The organism is Bradyrhizobium sp. BR 10261, assembly GCF_019455395.1.
In the GTDB taxonomy this organism is placed as follows: Bacteria; Pseudomonadota; Alphaproteobacteria; order Rhizobiales; family Xanthobacteraceae; genus Bradyrhizobium; species Bradyrhizobium manausense.
In genome coordinates this window covers 66,345-82,738 of record NZ_JACOFQ010000001.1, presented here as the reverse complement: position 1 = coordinate 82,738, position 16,394 = coordinate 66,345, and the positions used below count along the sequence as shown (strand labels likewise).

Here is a 16,394-nt window from a genome sequence, read left to right as displayed (position 1 = left end):
CAACGCCTTCGCCGGCGAAGTGACGCGCGTGGCGCGCGAGGTCGGCACCGAAGGCAAGCTCGGCGGCCAGGCCCAGGTGCGCGGTGTCGCCGGTACCTGGAAGGACCTGACGGACTCGGTCAACTCGATGGCCTCGAACCTGACCGGCCAGGTCCGCAACATCGCCGAAGTCGCGACCGCGGTCGCCAAGGGCGATCTGTCGAAGAAGATCACGGTGAACGTGTCGGGCGAAATCCTTCAGCTGAAGGAAACGCTGAACACCATGGTGGACCAGCTCAACGCCTTCGCCGGCGAAGTCACCCGCGTCGCGCGCGAGGTCGGCACCGAAGGCAAGCTCGGCGGTCAGGCGCAAGTGCCTGGTGTGGCCGGCACCTGGAAGGACCTCACCGACAACGTCAACTCGATGGCCGGCAACCTCACCGCCCAGGTCCGCAACATCGCCGAGGTCGCGACCGCCATCGCCGGCGGCGACCTGTCGCGCAAGATCACGGTGGACGTGCGCGGCGAAATCCTTCAGCTGAAGGACACGCTCAACACCATGGTCGACCAGCTCAACCGCTTCGCGGGCGAGGTGACGCGCGTGGCGCGCGAGGTCGGTACCGAAGGCCGTCTCGGCGGCCAGGCCAACGTGCCCGGCGTCGCCGGCACCTGGAAGGACCTGACGGACTCCGTGAACTCGATGGCGGGCAACCTCACCGCCCAGGTCCGCAACATCGCCGAAGTGACTACGGCCGTGGCGCGCGGCGACTTGTCCCGCAAGATCACCGTTGACGTGAAGGGCGAAATCCTCGAGCTGAAGAACACCATCAACACCATGGTGGACCAGCTCAACGGCTTCGCCGGCGAAGTGACGCGCGTCGCGCGCGAGGTCGGCACCGAAGGCAAGCTCGGCGGCCAGGCCGAGGTGCCCGGTGTTGCCGGCACCTGGAAGGACCTCACCGACAACGTCAACTTCATGGCCTCGAACCTGACGGCGCAGGTGCGCAACATCGCCGAGGTCGCGACCGCGATCGCCGGCGGCGACCTTTCCAAGAAGATCACGGTGGACGTCCGCGGCGAGATCCTGCTGCTGAAGGATACCCTCAACACCATGGTGGAGCAGCTCCGCTCCTTCGCCGCCGAAGTGACGCGCGTCGCGCGCGAGGTCGGCACCGAAGGCCGGCTCGGCGGTCAGGCCGTCGTGCCCGGCGTCGGCGGCACCTGGAAGGACCTCACCGACAACGTCAACCTGCTGGCGGCGAACCTCACGACGCAGGTCCGCAACATCGCCGAGGTCACCACCGCCGTGGCCCGCGGCGACCTGTCGCGCAAGATCACCGTGGACGTGAAGGGCGAAATCCTCGAGCTGAAAAACACCATCAACACCATGGTGGACCAGCTCAACGCGTTTGCCGGCGAAGTGACGCGCGTGGCGCGCGAGGTCGGCACCGAGGGCGAGCTCGGCGGTCAGGCCCAGGTGCCCGGCGTCGCCGGCACGTGGAAGGACCTCACCGACACCGTCAACTTCATGGCGGCGAACCTGACCGAGCAGGTCCGCGGCATCGTCAAGGTGGTGACCGCGGTCGCCAATGGCGACCTCAAGCAGAACCTCACCGTGAAGTCGAAGGGCGAGGTTGCGGCGCTGGCCGACACCATCAACAACATGACCGAGACGCTGGCGACCTTCGCCGACCAGGTGACGTCGGTGGCGCGCGAAGTCGGCGTCGAAGGCCGTCTCGGCGGTCAGGCCGACGTGCCCGGCGCGGCCGGCACCTGGAAGGATCTGACCGGCAACGTCAACCTGCTCGCGGCCAACCTCACCTCCCAGGTGCGCGCGATCGCGGAAGTGGCGACCGCCGTGACCAAGGGCGATCTGACGCGATCGATCCAGGTCGACGCCCGCGGCGAGGTCGCGGAGTTGAAGGACAACATCAACACCATGATCACCAACCTCCGTCTCACGACGGAGCTGAACACCGAGCAGGACTGGCTCAAGACCAACCTCGCCAAGTTCACCAATATGCTGCAGGGTCAGCGCGATCTCGCCACCGTCGGCCGGTTGCTGCTGACCGAGCTGTCGCCGCTGGTGAACGCGCACACCGGCGTGATCTACCAGGTCGAGAACGAAGACAGCCCGCAGCTGCTGCTGCTCGCCTCCTATGCCGGCGATGGCGTCTATCCCTATCAGCGCGTGCTGCAGTTCGGCGACGGCCTGATCGGCCAGTGCGCCGTCGACCGGCGTCCACGCCTGGTTTCCGACATCCCCGCCGACGTGGTGCCGATCAACTCGGCGCTGCTGCGCGTCGCGCCGAAGAACCTCGTGGTGCTGCCGGTGCTGTTCGAGGGCCAGGTCAAGGCGGTGATCGAGCTCGCCTCGCTGACCTCGTTCACGACCTCGCAGATGACTTTCCTGGAGCAGCTCACCGACTCCATCGGCATCGTGCTCAACTCGATCGAAGCGACGATGCAGACCGAGGGTCTGCTCAAGCAGTCGCAGCAGCTCGCCGGCGAGCTGCAGACGCAACAGCGCGAATTGCAGCAGACCAACGACCAGCTCGAGCAGAAGGCGCAGCAGCTCGCCGAGCGCAACGTCGAGGTCGAGCGCAAGAACCAGGAGATCGAGCAGGCCCGCCGCGCGCTCGAGGAAAAGGCGACCGAGCTCGCGCTGACCTCGAAGTACAAGTCGGAATTCCTGGCCAATATGAGCCACGAGCTGCGCACGCCGCTGAACTCTATCCTGATCCTGGGACAGCAGCTCACCGACAACCCGGACGGCAACCTCTCGCCCAAACAGGTCGAATTCGCCCGCACCATCCACGGCGCCGGCACCGACCTGCTCAACCTCATCAGCGACATTCTCGATCTCTCCAAGATCGAGTCGGGTACGGTGACTGTCGATGCCGAGGAAATCCTCACGGCCAACCTACTCGAGACGGTCGGGCGGCCGTTCCGGCACGAGGCGGAGAACCGCAACCTGTCGTTCAAGATCGACGTCGATCCGAACCTCGCCCGCAGCATCGTCACCGACTCCAAGCGCCTGCAGCAGGTGCTGAAGAACCTGCTCTCCAACGCCTTCAAGTTCACCGCTGAAGGCGAAGTGCGGCTCAAGGTCGCCGGCGCGCTCGGCGGCTGGGGCGCCGATCACCCGGTGCTGAACTCGGCACCGGCCGTGATCGCTTTCGAGGTCTCCGACACCGGCATCGGCATCCCCCTGGAGAAGCAGAAGCTGATCTTCGAGGCATTCCAGCAGGCGGACGCCGGCACCAGCCGCAAATATGGCGGCACCGGTCTTGGCCTTGCCATCAGCCGCGAGCTCGCGAGCCTGCTCGGCGGCGAAATCCACCTGCGTAGCTCACCGGGCAAGGGCTCGACCTTCACGCTGTATCTGCCGCTGAAATATTCTGGCCCGACGCAGGCACCGCGCGCGCCAGCAGCGCAACAATACAACCAGCCGCCGGCGCTCCAGCCGGCCGCGCCGGAGCAACAGCGGGCCATCGAGCAGCTGCCCGACGACCGCCTCAATATCGAGCCCGGCGACAGCATCCTCCTGATCGTGGAGGACGACCCGCATTATGCGCGGATTCTGGTCGACCTGGCGCGGGACAAGGGTTTCAAGGTTCTGGTCGCCGCGCGCGGAGCCGAGGCGCTTGAACTTGCGAAGCAGTATCAACCGAGCGCCGTTTCGCTCGACGTGTTCCTGCCCGACATGCTCGGATGGACGGTGCTGAGCCAGCTCAAGCACAATCCGCTGACGCGCCACATCCCGGTGCAGATCATCACGCTCGACGAGGACCGCCAGCATGCGCTGGCACGCGGCGCCTTCTCCTTCGTCAACAAGCCGACGACGACCGAGGGCGTTGCCGCAGCGCTGACGCAGATCAAGGAATATGCGCGTCCCAGGCGCAAACGACTCCTGATCGTCGAGGACAACGAGGCCGAGCAGCTGTCGATCCGCGAGCTGCTGCACCACGACGACATCGAGATCGTGACCACCGACACCGGTGCCGGCGCGCTTTCGATGCTCCGCGAGGCCCCTTGCGACTGTGTGGTGCTCGACCTCCGTCTGCCGGACATGAGCGGCTTCGAGGTGCTGGACCAGATCCGGCGCGACGAGGCGCTGTCGAACGTTCCCGTCGTCGTATTCACCGGCCGCGAGCTCTCGGCCGAGGAAGATGCGGAACTCCACACCATGGCGCGCAGCATCGTGGTCAAGGGCGTGGAATCGCCCGAACGTCTGCTCGATGAAACCGCGCTGTTCCTGCACCGCGTGATCACCGAGCTGCCGGTCGAGAAGCAGCGCATGCTGGAGAAGCTCAACAGTTCCGACGAGGACCTGATCGGCAAGACCGCGCTGCTGGTCGACGACGACGCCCGTAACATCTTCGCGCTGTCGAGCGTGCTGGAACGGCGCGGCATGAAGGTGCTGACGGCGACCACCGGGCGCGAGGCGGTGGCGCTGGTCGAATCCAACCCGGAGATCGCCATCGTGCTGATGGACATCATGATGCCGCAGATGGATGGCTATCAGACCATCGGCGTGATCCGGGAGAACCCGGCCTTCCTGCGCCTGCCGATCATCGCGCTGACAGCGAAGGCGATGAAGGGCGATCGCGAGAAATGCCTGGAGGCAGGAGCCTCCGATTATCTCGCAAAGCCAGTCAACACCGACCAATTGCTGCTTGCGATCCGCATGTGGCTGCACCGTTGAGTTTGGATCCGAGAATGGACCACGAAAAGGTCAACATCCTCCTCGTCGACGACCAGCCGGCCAAGCTGCTCGCCTATGAGGTGATCCTGAAGGAGCTCGGTGAGAATCTCGTGGTCGCCTCGTCCGGCCGGGAGGCGCTGGAGGTGCTGCTCAAGACCGAGATCGCGGTGATTCTGGTCGACGTCTGCATGCCCGAGCTCGACGGCTTCGAGCTCGCCGCCATGATCCGCGAGCATCCGCGCTTCCAGAAGACCGCGATGATCTTCATCTCGGCCATTCAGGTCAGCGACATCGACCGCCTGCGCGGCTACGAGATGGGCGCGGTCGACTACGTGCCCGTGCCTGTCATCCCGGAAGTGCTGCGCGCCAAGGTCAAGGTGTTTGCCGAGCTCTATCGCAAGACGCGCGAGCTCGAACGGCTGAACCAGGATCTCGAGGATCGCGTCCGCGCCCGTACGGCCGAGCTGGAGAATTCGACCGCAAAGCTGCGCGAGAGCGAAGAGCGACGCACCATGGCGATCGCCGCCGGCAAGATGGGATCCTGGGATTGGGATTGGCTCAGCGGCGACTGGATGTGGGACGACGGGCAATATCGCATCTTTGGCGTGAGCCCCGAGAACTTCGAAGTCAACCCGGTCAACGTTCAGGCACTCTTGCATCCAGACGACGTCGATCAGCTGCGCAAGGCCATCGCCGAATTCAACAAAGGAACGCGCGCCTATGAGACCGAATTCCGCATCGTTCGGCCCGACGGCGAGGTGCGCTGGTGCGTCGGCACGGCGGCCGCATCCGCGGATGCGAGCGGTCGCGTCGTGCGGGTGAGCGGCGTCACCGTCGATATCACCGAACGCAAACGGGCCGAGGAACGCCAGAACTTGCTGGCGCGCGAGGTCGATCACCGCGCCAAGAACGCGCTGGCGCTGGCGCAGTCGATCGTGCGCCTCACCCGCGCCGACGAGGTCAAGGCTTACGTCAATGCCGTGGAGGGACGCATCAATGCGCTCGCGCGCGTGCACACCATCCTCTCCTTGTCGAGCTGGCAGGGCGCCGAGCTCTCCAAGCTGATCGAGGAGGAGCTGGCGCCCTACTCGCTCGGCGGACAGATCAAGCTGGCCGGTCCCGAAGTGCAATTGGTGCCGGCCACTGCGCAGACGCTGGCCCTGGCGCTGCATGAGCTCTTCACCAACTCGGCCAAGTATGGCGCGCTCTCGACGCGGTCTGGGCGGCTCGCGATCAGCTGGCAGGCCGACAACGACCTCCTCATCCTGACGTGGGACGAGACCGGCGGGCCGCTGGTCAGGACGCCGAAATCGCGCGGCTTCGGAACAAGAAGCCTGCTCGCCAGCGTCGAATCCCAGCTTGGCGGACAGGCGCAATTCGATTGGCGTTCGGAGGGCCTGCTGTGCCGTCTCGAAGTCCCCTTGACGCACAAGAGTGCGGCGACAGCGGCGGCGCAGGACAAGTTCGAGACCAACAGCTCTCCCGAGCTTCAGCGCGCGTCGGGTTAACGCGACGCGGCGACCTTCAGCCGCGATATCGACCGCGGTTCATCGGCGATGCGCCCTTCGAGCCAGGCTTCCGTTTGCGCGAGATCGCGCAGCGCCTTCGCGTAGCGAAGGGCCGCGCTGCGGTCTGCACCACGCGGCAGCTTGCGCGCCTTGCGCAATATGTCGGCCGCCGCGTTACGGTAGGCCAGCGATCGATAGAGAAAGACCACCTTACCCATAGCTGATGTTCCCGTGTTGATGGCCTACATCCTGGCAAGGCCGGCATGAACGCCGGATGAAGCGGATGATGACAAATCCTTTATGCGCAATGGAACCGCGTCGTGACGGCCCGCGTTTGCATGCCAGATCGATCGGCAGTTTCATGCGCGCAAAAAAGTCGCCAAACAGATCCCCAAGTTTGATCTCTCCCACCGGCGTGATAAAGCTGATGACCCATGCGATGATGGGCGCTGCACTCGGCCTGATGTTCACGCTCGCACTCATTCTGGCCAATCCTGCGGTTGCGGAATTGCTGAACCATGGCGGGCGTGCGGCGGCCCTGGTGTTTGTTGCAACGATGGTGACGACCTTTGCAATCGGCGCCTCGTTGACCGGCGTCGTATTCATTCTCAACGAGGACAAGGAAACTTGAGGCAGGCGCGAAACGCGCGCGACGAATATTCTTCGGAACTCCTGCGGCAAATGGCGGTTGGCTCCTGCGTCAATTCAACTCAGGGAGTTCCCTTACATGAAGACGATCAAGCTCGCTCTTGCCGTGATGCTGGCCACCGGCCTTGCCGCCGCGCCGTTCGCTGCGCAGGCCAAGTCGCACAAGAAGCATCACTCCTCCTCCATGTCGCAGACCACCACGGGAGCGAACATGAAGAAGACCGTTCCGCCCGATCCGTCAGGCCAGGGCGGTTCTGGCCCCGGCAGCGATCATGGTGGCAGCATGACCGCGCCCCAGAACGGCCAGAGCAAGTAAGCGCGGGCTTACGGCAATAAGAAGCCCCGCGGCGACGCGGGGCTTCTCGTTGCGCGTGAGTGCGCTCACGCTGCACTGCGTTGGCTATGGCGCCCTTCCTTGATCTCTTCGATGATCTTGGCACTGAAGGCTTCGAGGTCGCCGGGATTGCGCGACGTGATCACGCCCTGGTCGACCACCACTTGCGAATCTTCCCACAACGCGCCGGCGTTGATCACGTCGGTCTTGATCGATTTGTAGGACGTCATCTTGCGGCCCTTGGCGATGCCGGTCTCGATCAGCAGCCAAGGCGCATGGCAGACGGCAGCGACGACCTTCTTGGCGTTGAAGATCTCCTTGATGAAGGCCAGCGCCTTTGGCTGCACGCGCAGGAGGTCGGGATTGATCTGCCCGCCGGGCAGAACGATTGCGTCGTAGTCGGTGCTGACGGCCTGATCGAGTGTCTTGTCGACCTTCACCGGCCGGCCCCAATCCTTCATGTCCCAGCCCTTGATCTCCCCTTCCGCGAGCGAGATCACGTGAACCGTCGCGCCGGCTTTCTTCAGACGGTCGCGCGGCACCTCCAGTTCCGACTGCTCGAAGCCATGGGTGGCGAGAATCGCAATGGTCTTGCCGCTGAGCTCCATGGAACACTCCTTCTGTTTCGGGGTGGTCGCAGTCAAATCAGGCGCGGTGCGATCGTTCCTGAAACCGCATTCACATCGGGACGTCCCTCACCGCCACATCGTCGGCGCGCGGGTCAGCGCGTCCCGCCCAGCCCGCTTCAGATCCTCGAATGAGCAGCGGTCCTGGCGTGCGGTTGCACGCAATCGCATCGCAACGCGCTCGCGCGTCGTCGTGTCCCACGCGGGTACGCCTGCGCAGACTTCATCGAGCACCGCCTGCAGCAAGGCGGCCATTTCGGCATCCGGCATGGACGAACTCCGCTTGTCGCGTCGCGCGACCGCTTTAGCTGCGTCGGATGTCAGGGATGTTAAGGGGACGGACTGCGGAGCTCGTCTTCACGAGTTGATCGAGCCGGGCCCGCTTGCGCGCGATCAGGATCTGGGCGGCGGCGTCGTCGAGGCCTTCCCGCTGCAATTGCCGGATGGCGGAGCCCAATTCGAGGATCTCGGCGCGCAGTCTCAGAATCCGGTAGGTGTCCGGGTCTTCCTCCACGGCCAGCCTCCCTTCACCAGCGCCTCAGCGGCGTACCGGCCTGTTCTCGTTCTTCAGCGGACGCAGACGCACCCGGTGGCGGATGTCCGGCAACACCTCGCCGCCGCCCGCGGCCTTCCATTCGCTGATCAGCAGGTTGATCTTCCGGCGCAGCTCGATCTGCGCTCTCGCCCGTTCGCTGCAATCGCGGTCGCGATTGACGAGATCGCGCACGGACGCCTCGACATCCGCCATCTCCAGCCTCAAGGCGCTGATTTTACGTCGAATTTCATTAATTCTGTTGTCCATGGCTTGTTAGAACAAAATAAGAACATATAGTCAAGCCACGAATTCAGGATGGAGAGCAAGATGCAGGTTCAGGGTAAATACGACGCCAAGACTTTTCCGAACGCCAAGGCTTTTCTGATGGAGCAGATGACCCGGGCGCAGGGGCTGCGGCTCAAGCGGCTGAGCGAGGAGGCCTACCAGCCCGCGCAATACGATCGCGATCTGTCCTTTGCCGAAGCCGCACGCCGCATCCAGATCCTGGAGGCAGAGATCGAGCTCGCGAACTCTTTCTGAAGGGTCTGTCGCCGGGCGCTTTTGGAACATTGGGTCAGCACTCCTGTTCTCTTGCAGAGCCATGGGAGAGAGCTGATGGCACGCAAGGCAAAGAAGCGCCGCTATTCACGTAGCTCCGGCAGCGATGTCGAGAGCGAGATGCGGCGCTACAAGAAAGGCACCGCCAAGAGCGGACGCGGCGGTCGCGGCGGACGAGTAAAGAGCCGCAAGCAGGCGATTGCGATCGGCCTGTCGAAAGCGCGCAAGAAAGGCAAGAAGGTGCCGAAGAAGGCGTCGAAGCGAAAGACGTCCAAGAAAAAGACGAGCAAGAAGAGCTCGAAGCGCAAATCCTCCAGGCGGTGACGCTGGCCGCCGTCAGATCATGCTCCCGGGCATGAAGCAGCGGATCGAAACGCCGAACACCGTCTTGACCGGCCAGACCATGGTGCGGCCGGCGCGATTTGGCTCGGTGATCACGGCTTCGTCGGGGACATCGACCCATTCTCCGTCGAGCCTCACCCGGTAGTGACCATTATGCGAGTCCCAATCGGGATCGGCCACGGCAACGCCGTCGGCATCCGAGCAGCACGGACCAAGATGGCTGCGCAAACTGTCGAACCAGGGTTTGAGCGGCGAGTCGGTGAAGCGACCGTCATCGCGTCCCAAGGCGCTTCCGGTCGACAGCAGGAAGGGCGCGACGAGCAGCCCGAGCTTCAGCGAGAGCTTCAATCGATCCATGTCGGCACCGATCAAATACGGACATCGGCCGGTTCCAACAAAACAGCCGGACGTCCGAAGTTCCACTCCTGCAACTTGCCTCTGCGGCTTCATTGCCGCCTAAGCGCAACAGTATTGGCGAAGTCTGACCAGCGAACGCGGCTTTTTCGGACGAACCCGTCATCATTGCTGCCGTTAACGAGAATGTTATCGTCGGCCTGTGGGTATCTCGAGAGGCGCGCACGAAAAAGGCGGCCCGAAAGGCCGCCTTTTGAATTTGCCGTCAGGCTCGCGAGATCAGGCGAGCGGCACCGCGACGAACCGGGTCGCCTCCGCACTCTTCACCTGCAACAGCACGCTGTTCTTGCCTGATGATTTGGCTTGCGCCAGCTCGGAGCGGACCTCCGCGACGTTGGAAACAGCCTTGCCGCCGACATTGAGGATGACGTCGCCGGTCTGGATGCCACGCTGCGCGGCCGGTCCCTGCGGATCGACTTCGGTGACCACGACGCCCTTCTGCCCGGCCCCCTGGACTTCGCCTGATGGCGCCAGGCTGAGGCCGAGACGCGGCGTGCCGGGGGTCTGCTGGGTCTTGCCGTCATCGGACTGATTGCCTGCTTTGGCCTGCCGCTCGTTCGGCAGCTCGCCGAGGGCGAGCGTCACCGTCTTGCTGTCACCCTTGTGGACGACGTCGAGCTTCACGGACGTACCCGGCGCCAGGGTGGCGATGGTGCGGGCGAGATCGCGCGAATCCTTGATCGCGGTGCCATTCACCGCGGTGATGACGTCGCCCGCCTCGATGCCGGCCTTTGCCGCCGGGCTGCCATCCTGCGGATTGTCGACGATCGCGCCGCGTGCCGCCTTCAGGCCGAGGCTGTCGGCGATCTCCGCGGTCACCGGCTGCACCTGGACGCCGAGCCAGCCGCGGGTGACGGCGCCCTTGTCCTTGAGCTGCGCGACGACGAGCTTTGCGGTCGAGGCCGGAATGTCGAAGCCGATGCCGACCGATCCGCCCGAGGGCGAGTAGATCGCAGTATTCACGCCAATGACGTTGCCGTTCATGTCGAAGGCCGGACCGCCGGAATTGCCCTTGTTGATCGGCGCATCGATCTGGATGAAGTCGTCATACGGGCCGTTGCCGATGTCGCGACCGCTGGCCGAGACGATGCCGGCCGTCACGGTGCCGCCGAGGCCGAACGGATTGCCGACCGCGACCACCCAGTCGCCGATCCGCGGCTTCTGGTCGGAGAATTTCGCGAATGGAAAGTCCTTGTTGCCGTCGACCTTGATCAGCGCGAGATCGGTCTTCGGATCGGTGCCGACCACCTTCGCGGTGTAGATCGTGCCGTCGTCCATCGTCACCTGAACGGATTGGGCGTGGTCGACGACATGGTTGTTGGTCACGGCATAGCCGTCGGCCGAGATGAAGAAGCCAGAGCCCTCGCCGGTGACCATCTGGTGCCGCTGGTGCGGCATGCCGTTCATGCCGCCGGGGCCGCGGAAGCCGAACTGCTGCGAGAACTGGTCGAACGGGGACTCTTCGTCCTGATCCATCCGGTTCTGTTGCAGCATCGCGCTCTTGTCGTTGTCCTGGTCGATTTTCACCCGCACCGAAATGACGGCCGGCTTGACCTTGCTGACGAGGTCGCCGAAGCCCTGCGGCGTTGCGGCGCTTTCAGCGGCCTGCGCAGGCGAAATCAGGGAGGACACGCCGAACGGCGTTGAAACGGGAGAAGCCGCCAGCACGGCCACGCCCAGCGCGGCCACGGTGCCAAGCAGCGCGAGCCGGCGGGGCCTCAAAATTGTGGGGGTCCTGGTGGTGTCGGAATTGACGCGATCGATCATGTCGAAATGTCCATGTTGGGTAAGTCGCCTTGCACCCAACATGGACATCGTCACCTTACGGCGTCCCGTCCACGCGATTAATTCTTGGCAAAGAAAGTGCGGCGGGCGGCCGCAGGGCACCATCCTCGCCGCAGATTTGATGCAGCTCAACGCGAGCCCTGCTGGCGGTGAAACACTTCGTCCATCGGATGATGTCCATCGGAGACGCCGCCATGTACAAAGACATTCTCGTCCACATCCCGACCGAACGACCGATGCGCGCCGTGATTGACGGCTCGATCTCGCTCGCAGCCAGCCTCAATGCCCATGTGGATGCGGTCGCGGTCGGCTATGTCGCAAGTACCACGGCCTACGTGATGGAGGGCGGTGCTGCCGTGGCGGCCGTGTTCGAGATGGAACGCGAACGCGCGGTCGAGCGGGCCGAAGCCGCGCTTGCCGTCTTCAGGAGCGAAGCGGGCAACGCCGATATCTCCTGCACCTGCCACCCGCTCGGCGCGATTCCGGTGGATGCAGCCGGTTCACTCGGCGAGATGGCGCGGCTGCACGACCTTAGCATCGTGCTTCAACCGGATCCCGAGCACGTGACGTTCGACAACGAGGTCCCGCGCGAGATTCTGTTCCAGGCCGGTGGTCCGGTGCTGTTCCTGCCATACACCTTTCGCGGGGCCTTCAAGGCGAAGCGGATCGGCATCTGCTGGGACGGCAGCCGCGTCGCGGCGCGTGCGCTCCGCGATGCAGCTACATTCCTCGCGCGCGCCGAGCAGATCGCGATCATTGCGATCAACGAGGGCGACACCGCCCCCGACGCCTCGGCGAACAATCTGGCCAAGCACCTCGGACGGCGCGGCCTCTCGGCCCGCACGATCAGTCTGTCGGCTACACGGGCCGATATCCAGCCGACCATCCTGTCGCTGGCAGCCGACGAAAACCTCGATCTGCTGGTGATGGGTGGCTACGGCCATTCCCGCTTGCAGGAGCGCTTTCTCGGCGGCGTCACGCGCGCCATGCTGGAAGCCATGACCGTCCCTACGCTGATGTCACATTAGAGCATGATGACGTTGGGTTCGATCGGCTACCTCAGAGCACCTCTCCCCACCGGGGACCAGCGGGGGGAGGTGTTCGCAGTTTATGGATTATGTCGATTCAATCAAAATGCATTCCGCTTCCGCGAAGATGCAAACGGCTGACATCACGCCGCAGCCGACGTCTCCCATGCCGCGGCGGCGATCGCGTCGTCTTCGCGCTGCGCATTGCACGCCTCGAAATGCGCTTTCAGCGCGATCTCGGCGAGATGTTCGAAATGTTCGGCCTGACCGAGCAGCTGCCAGTTCTGCAGCGGCCGATAGGCAGCCTGCTGGCGACAGAGGGACGCCAGCGCGCGGTAGCGACGTACGTTCTCCATGATACCCTCCCTCGCATTTACACCGGGCTTATTGCCCTGATTTGCGTCAGGTCGATGGCGATTGTGCAAAACATTTTCTGCGTGCGCCAGCCCAATTAACCTCCGTGGACTCGAAGGAAATGTGCAGACGCACATTGGTTCCTGTCAGCGAAACCGAGTGCGGCATTCGTCATACTTTTAGGCGTAACGCCGGCGCTCGAGATTGACGCCGATCAAATCGAAATAGCGTTCGATCGGTTCCAGCCGCCCGATGAGATAGCCCTGCATTTCCTCGCAGGCCTCGCCTTCACGATGGGGCGCTGCGCCTCCGTCTCCACCCCTTCGGCGACGGAATGTGCAGAGAGGCGGAGCGATCTGCCCGAAGGACCCGATTTCGGCAAGCGATGGTGCCGCCTTCAGCCCATCAGCTTCATGGCGATCGTCGCCGCCAGAATGACGATGATCTGGAGCAGACGCTCTGTGGTGAAGATTTGGTTGAAGGTGGTCATCGCGCGCCCGGTCGTCGTGATGGAATTGGTCGGCGAATGGCTAGCATGCCGGGCCGACGCCGTAACTCCGTATGGCCCACGTATCCTGCCGGCATGCAGCCGGCGATGGTTAACGATCAGGCGGCGCGCGGCGTGGCGAAATCGGCCCGCGCGGCGAAATAGGCTTCCAGTTCCGACAGCGCGCGGGCTTCCCACTCGCTGGCCTGCTCCAACAGCGACCAGCGCTGGCTCGGACGAAACGCCGCGGTCTGGCGATACAGCGATGCGATGCCGCGATAGCGGCGCACGTTCTCGAAAATGGCGTGCCCGTTCATGACGAAAACTCCCTCGTATTCCCGCGGGAGAAATTGCGGCCAAATCTTTTTCGAAAAGTTAGCGGCGCGATCCGGCTGCATGGATGGTTGCCGGACTGTTGCGCGCGCGCAACGGCCTGATCGCGCATCACCCTCTATTGAGAATTCGTTGCCGCGCTCTCGCCCGGCGACTTCAACCCGCCACGGCTGATGATGGCCATGGCCTTGCGGCAGAGATCGGCAAGGCCGATCAGGAGTACGGCAAGCAGGAAGAACAGGTTGATGGAATCCGCGTCGGCAGCGGTCAGCGGCGAGATCTCGAAGACCGGCGGCATGAATGCCCACCAGACCAGTGGAACGGTGAGCAGAGCTGCGAAGATGGCCGCCGGCGCACCGGCAACGAGACCGAGCACGAACAGGCTGGGCAGGAACGTCGCGAAATAGAGTTTTGCGCCGAGCGCGACGCAGATAGCTTGAAGCGCAGCCGACACCGCGACCGCAATAAGTCCGAGCAGAAACGCCTGCCACGACCATGGCCGTACTCGCGGTACGCCAACCAGTCCCGCACGCCTCATAGGGCCTCCCCCGCCGCCCTTAACCAGGCCGCTTGCGACCAAAGTACTACAGCTGCAGGGAATCTGCGAGGCGCAAATTGGGCGCCTAGGCCCGACCATCCGAGGCTGGTAAACGGCTGGCTGCGTCACACAATCGTACCGCTACTCGGTCGTGGCATAGATCAGGCTCGCGACCGGCAGTGCAAGGCCAATGGCCGAGGCCAGCGTCCAGCCGCCTTGCGCGAAGGCCCAGGCGCCGACCGCGGATCCGGCCGCACCGGCGGCGAAGAACGTCGCCATATAGAGGCCGTTGAGGCGACTGCGGTGCTCGTGTCCGAGCACGAAGATGGCGCGGAAGCCCAGCACGACATTGCCCTGCACGCCGAAATCGATCGCGATCGCGGCGACGACCAAACAGGCGAGGTTGAGCATCGATCCGGCCGCGCCGACATGCGTGACGAGGAAGCCGAGGGCGACGAACAGCATCGCCGCAAGCGTGGCGATGCGGCTGTGGCCGTGATCGGCGAGCCGCCCCGCGATCGGCGCCGCGAACACGCCTGACACGCCGGCGAGCGCAAACAGCGCGATGCCGCTCTGGGTGAAGCCGAATTGGCCGGCAAGCTGGAGCGGCACGACCGTCCAGAACAGGGCGAAGGCGCCGAACAGGCCGGCCTGGTAGAGCGCGCGGCGCCGCAGCAGCGGCATCGTCCGCACCAGATGCGGCATCGACAGCAGCAACGCGCCGTAATGCATCCGCGCCACCGGCCTGCGCCGCGGCAGGGTGAGGCGAAGCACGACGATGAGCGCGATCATCAATGCCGCCGAGCAGAAGAACACCGCATGCCAGGACAGCGCCGCGGTGACGAAGCTCGAGGCCGGCCGCGCCAGCATGATGCCGAGCATCAATCCGGTCGAGACGTTGCCGACGACCCTGCCGCGAATGGCTTCCGGCGCCATATGAGCGGCATAGGGAATGATGATCTGCACCGCGACCGAGCCGAGGCCGATGAACAGCGCCGCGATCAGGAACGGCAGCGCGTGGGTGGCAAAGCCGGCCGCCACCAGCGCCGCCGCACCGAGCGCGATGACGGTGCAGATCAAGGTGCGGTTCTCGACGAGATCACCAAGCGGGACGATAAACAGCAAGCCCGTGCCATAGCCGATCTGCGTCATGGTCACGATCAGGCCGGCCGCCGCATGCGACAGCCCGAGCGCGGCGCTGATCGGGGCGATCAGCGGCTGGGCATAATAGATATTGGCGGCGACCATGCCACAGGCCGCGGCAAGCACGAAGGTCAGTCGTTGTGACACCGCATCCGGCTCGGGCGCGGTCTCGATCGTGGCATTCATCGTCATTCCAAACTCTCCAGGACTTCCATAGACGATTCCATATAGGAAACGTTCATTTCCTAATGCGGCAATATCTCAGGCAAGCAGCTTCAGCGCGACGCCGACCAGGCGCCCGCCGTCGAGCGGCAGGCGCGCCTTGCCGGCGACGCGCAGCCCCTGCGTCATGCAGATCATCAGCCGCGCGGTATCGTCGGCGTCGACATGATCAGGGATCGAGCCGTCGGCCTGGCCCTCGCGAATGAGGCCGGCGATGAAGCTTTCGTTGGTCTTGAGCTGCGTCGTGACGCGCGCACGCATCACCGGATCGACCGCCGACAGCTCGACCGCGCTGCCGACCACGATGCAGCCGCGTCGCCCCTCTGCGCCTTGCGAGTGCTCGACATAGGAGTGCAGCACGTTGCGCACCCGCTCGCGGCCATTGGTGCCGCGCGCGGCCGCGCTGCGGGTCTGCTCGCTCCGCACCGCGACGTAGCGCTCGAAGGCGGCAAGGAAGACGGCATGCTTGTCGCGAAACGCCTTGTAGACGCTCCCGGTCGCCAGCCGCATGGCCGCCGTCAGCTCTCCGATCGAGGTCGCATGATAACCGCGCTCGCAAAACACCCTGATGGCGCCGTCCAGCGCGGTGTCCATGTCGAACTCCCGGGGCCGACCGGGGGGATGGGCTGATGGCTCGGATCTTCGGGCGACCTTTTGCATTTGCGGGATAATAGGGAATGATCGTTTCCAAATAAAGACAATTGGCCGTGATTGGTGGTCCCTGGCTCTCGTAGGGTGGGCAAAGGCGCGAAACGCCGTGCCCACCATCTTTCGCGAATGCGGAGACGAAAGGTGGGCACGCTTTCGCTTTGCCCACCTTACGAGACTCGATGCTGCGCAACGACCCGGAAT

At 64.2% G+C, this 16,394-nt stretch carries 19 protein-coding genes; 7 read left to right on the top strand and 12 right to left on the bottom strand.

Annotated elements, in window-relative coordinates:
* On the top strand, positions 1–4,687 hold a 4,687-nt coding region (locus HYH07_RS00400; RefSeq protein WP_228749135.1), incomplete at its 5' end, for a HAMP domain-containing protein.
* A 14-nt stretch (positions 4,688–4,701) separates the two neighbouring features.
* Positions 4,702–6,195: an HWE histidine kinase domain-containing protein gene (locus HYH07_RS00395; RefSeq protein WP_220000587.1), complete on the top strand. Its 1,494-nt coding sequence runs from the start codon at positions 4,702–4,704 to the stop codon at positions 6,193–6,195.
* Here HYH07_RS00395 and HYH07_RS00390 read toward each other — a convergent pair.
* Positions 6,192–6,413, bottom strand: coding sequence for a hypothetical protein (locus HYH07_RS00390; RefSeq protein WP_220000586.1), 222 nt, complete (start codon positions 6,411–6,413; stop codon positions 6,192–6,194). The genes HYH07_RS00395 and HYH07_RS00390 overlap by 4 nt on opposite strands.
* A 56-nt stretch (positions 6,414–6,469) precedes the next feature.
* Here HYH07_RS00390 and HYH07_RS00385 point away from each other — a divergent pair, with 56 nt between their 5' ends.
* Positions 6,470–6,826, top strand: a complete 357-nt coding sequence (locus HYH07_RS00385; RefSeq protein WP_228749134.1) for a hypothetical protein — start codon at positions 6,470–6,472, stop codon at positions 6,824–6,826.
* Between the two features lie 96 nt (positions 6,827–6,922).
* The gene (locus HYH07_RS00380; protein ID WP_057753714.1) at positions 6,923–7,159 is read left to right on the top strand and encodes a hypothetical protein; all 237 of its coding nucleotides are present in this window, start codon (positions 6,923–6,925) and stop codon (positions 7,157–7,159) included.
* Between the two features lie 65 nt (positions 7,160–7,224).
* Here the strand turns inward: HYH07_RS00380 and HYH07_RS00375 are convergent, their stop codons facing one another.
* The 4 genes from HYH07_RS00375 to HYH07_RS00360 form a co-directional block, all read right to left on the bottom strand.
* Positions 7,225–7,785 carry a type 1 glutamine amidotransferase domain-containing protein gene (locus HYH07_RS00375; RefSeq protein WP_220000585.1) on the bottom strand — a complete coding sequence of 187 codons (561 nt, stop codon included), beginning with the start codon at positions 7,783–7,785 and terminating at the stop codon, positions 7,225–7,227.
* A gap of 87 nt (positions 7,786–7,872) precedes the next feature.
* A complete protein-coding gene (locus HYH07_RS00370) occupies positions 7,873–8,073 on the bottom strand; it encodes a hypothetical protein (protein ID WP_220000584.1) in 201 nt (66 codons plus the stop codon).
* A 34-nt stretch (positions 8,074–8,107) separates the two neighbouring features.
* Positions 8,108–8,317, bottom strand: coding sequence for a hypothetical protein (locus HYH07_RS00365; protein WP_220000583.1), 210 nt, complete (start codon positions 8,315–8,317; stop codon positions 8,108–8,110).
* Between the two features lie 24 nt (positions 8,318–8,341).
* Positions 8,342–8,551: a hypothetical protein gene (locus HYH07_RS00360; RefSeq protein WP_220000582.1), complete on the bottom strand. Its 210-nt coding sequence runs from the start codon at positions 8,549–8,551 to the stop codon at positions 8,342–8,344.
* Between the two features lie 114 nt (positions 8,552–8,665).
* On the opposite strand from HYH07_RS00360, the gene HYH07_RS00355 reads away from it, so the two are divergent.
* Together HYH07_RS00355 and HYH07_RS00350 are read left to right on the top strand one after the other, a co-directional pair.
* On the top strand, positions 8,666–8,878 hold the full coding sequence (locus HYH07_RS00355; RefSeq protein ID WP_220000581.1) for a DUF3072 domain-containing protein: 213 nt from the start codon (positions 8,666–8,668) through the stop codon (positions 8,876–8,878).
* A gap of 75 nt (positions 8,879–8,953) precedes the next feature.
* Positions 8,954–9,220: a DUF6496 domain-containing protein gene (locus HYH07_RS00350; RefSeq protein WP_220000580.1), complete on the top strand. Its 267-nt coding sequence runs from the start codon at positions 8,954–8,956 to the stop codon at positions 9,218–9,220.
* Positions 9,221–9,232: 12 nt separating this feature from the next.
* Here HYH07_RS00350 and HYH07_RS00345 read toward each other — a convergent pair whose 3' ends face one another.
* Entirely contained in the window at positions 9,233–9,595 is a 363-nt protein-coding gene (locus HYH07_RS00345; RefSeq protein ID WP_220000579.1) for a hypothetical protein, read from the bottom strand.
* A 276-nt stretch (positions 9,596–9,871) separates the two neighbouring features.
* The gene (locus HYH07_RS00340) at positions 9,872–11,419 is read right to left on the bottom strand and encodes a Do family serine endopeptidase (protein WP_220000578.1); all 1,548 of its coding nucleotides are present in this window, start codon (positions 11,417–11,419) and stop codon (positions 9,872–9,874) included.
* 212 nt (positions 11,420–11,631) lie between these two features.
* Between HYH07_RS00340 and HYH07_RS00335 the strand changes: the two genes are divergently transcribed.
* Entirely contained in the window at positions 11,632–12,465 is an 834-nt protein-coding gene (locus tag HYH07_RS00335) for a universal stress protein (protein ID WP_220000577.1), read from the top strand.
* A 143-nt stretch (positions 12,466–12,608) separates the two neighbouring features.
* Here the strand turns inward: HYH07_RS00335 and HYH07_RS00330 are convergent, their stop codons facing one another.
* The 5 genes from HYH07_RS00330 to HYH07_RS00310 all read right to left on the bottom strand — a co-directional run bounded on the left by HYH07_RS00330 (position 12,609) and on the right by HYH07_RS00310 (position 16,136).
* A complete protein-coding gene (locus tag HYH07_RS00330) occupies positions 12,609–12,821 on the bottom strand; it encodes a hypothetical protein (protein WP_057753734.1) in 213 nt (70 codons plus the stop codon).
* Positions 12,822–13,425: 604 nt separating this feature from the next.
* Complete coding sequence (locus tag HYH07_RS00325; RefSeq protein ID WP_220000877.1) at positions 13,426–13,623, bottom strand: hypothetical protein; 198 nt, start codon at positions 13,621–13,623, stop codon at positions 13,426–13,428.
* Between the two features lie 134 nt (positions 13,624–13,757).
* On the bottom strand, positions 13,758–14,177 hold the full coding sequence (locus tag HYH07_RS00320) for a DUF4118 domain-containing protein (protein WP_220000576.1): 420 nt from the start codon (positions 14,175–14,177) through the stop codon (positions 13,758–13,760).
* 141 nt (positions 14,178–14,318) lie between these two features.
* Complete coding sequence (locus HYH07_RS00315; RefSeq protein WP_220000575.1) at positions 14,319–15,512, bottom strand: MFS transporter; 1,194 nt, start codon at positions 15,510–15,512, stop codon at positions 14,319–14,321.
* A 69-nt stretch (positions 15,513–15,581) separates the two neighbouring features.
* Positions 15,582–16,136, bottom strand: a complete 555-nt coding sequence (locus HYH07_RS00310) for a TetR/AcrR family transcriptional regulator (RefSeq protein ID WP_228749132.1) — start codon at positions 16,134–16,136, stop codon at positions 15,582–15,584.
* Positions 16,137–16,394 lie beyond the last annotated feature (258 nt).

Bases quoted from the DNA above. Each gene is read 5' to 3' on its own strand.
- HYH07_RS00395 (WP_220000587.1), top strand. From the start codon at position 4,702: ATGGACCACGAAAAGGTCAACATCCTCCTCGTCGACGACCAGCCGGCC.
- HYH07_RS00390 (WP_220000586.1), bottom strand. From the start codon at position 6,413: ATGGGTAAGGTGGTCTTTCTCTATCGATCGCTGGCCTACCGTAACGCG.
- HYH07_RS00385 (WP_228749134.1), top strand. From the start codon at position 6,470: ATGAAGCGGATGATGACAAATCCTTTATGCGCAATGGAACCGCGTCGT.
- HYH07_RS00380 (WP_057753714.1), top strand. From the start codon at position 6,923: ATGAAGACGATCAAGCTCGCTCTTGCCGTGATGCTGGCCACCGGCCTT.
- HYH07_RS00375 (WP_220000585.1), bottom strand. From the start codon at position 7,785: ATGGAGCTCAGCGGCAAGACCATTGCGATTCTCGCCACCCATGGCTTC.
- HYH07_RS00370 (WP_220000584.1), bottom strand. From the start codon at position 8,073: ATGCCGGATGCCGAAATGGCCGCCTTGCTGCAGGCGGTGCTCGATGAA.
- HYH07_RS00360 (WP_220000582.1), bottom strand. From the start codon at position 8,551: ATGGCGGATGTCGAGGCGTCCGTGCGCGATCTCGTCAATCGCGACCGC.
- HYH07_RS00355 (WP_220000581.1), top strand. From the start codon at position 8,666: ATGCAGGTTCAGGGTAAATACGACGCCAAGACTTTTCCGAACGCCAAG.
- HYH07_RS00350 (WP_220000580.1), top strand. From the start codon at position 8,954: ATGGCACGCAAGGCAAAGAAGCGCCGCTATTCACGTAGCTCCGGCAGC.
- HYH07_RS00345 (WP_220000579.1), bottom strand. From the start codon at position 9,595: ATGGATCGATTGAAGCTCTCGCTGAAGCTCGGGCTGCTCGTCGCGCCC.
- HYH07_RS00340 (WP_220000578.1), bottom strand. From the start codon at position 11,419: ATGATCGATCGCGTCAATTCCGACACCACCAGGACCCCCACAATTTTG.
- HYH07_RS00335 (WP_220000577.1), top strand. From the start codon at position 11,632: ATGTACAAAGACATTCTCGTCCACATCCCGACCGAACGACCGATGCGC.
- HYH07_RS00330 (WP_057753734.1), bottom strand. From the start codon at position 12,821: ATGGAGAACGTACGTCGCTACCGCGCGCTGGCGTCCCTCTGTCGCCAG.
- HYH07_RS00325 (WP_220000877.1), bottom strand. From the start codon at position 13,623: ATGAACGGGCACGCCATTTTCGAGAACGTGCGCCGCTATCGCGGCATC.
- HYH07_RS00320 (WP_220000576.1), bottom strand. From the start codon at position 14,177: ATGAGGCGTGCGGGACTGGTTGGCGTACCGCGAGTACGGCCATGGTCG.
- HYH07_RS00315 (WP_220000575.1), bottom strand. From the start codon at position 15,512: ATGACGATGAATGCCACGATCGAGACCGCGCCCGAGCCGGATGCGGTG.
- HYH07_RS00310 (WP_228749132.1), bottom strand. From the start codon at position 16,136: ATGGACACCGCGCTGGACGGCGCCATCAGGGTGTTTTGCGAGCGCGGT.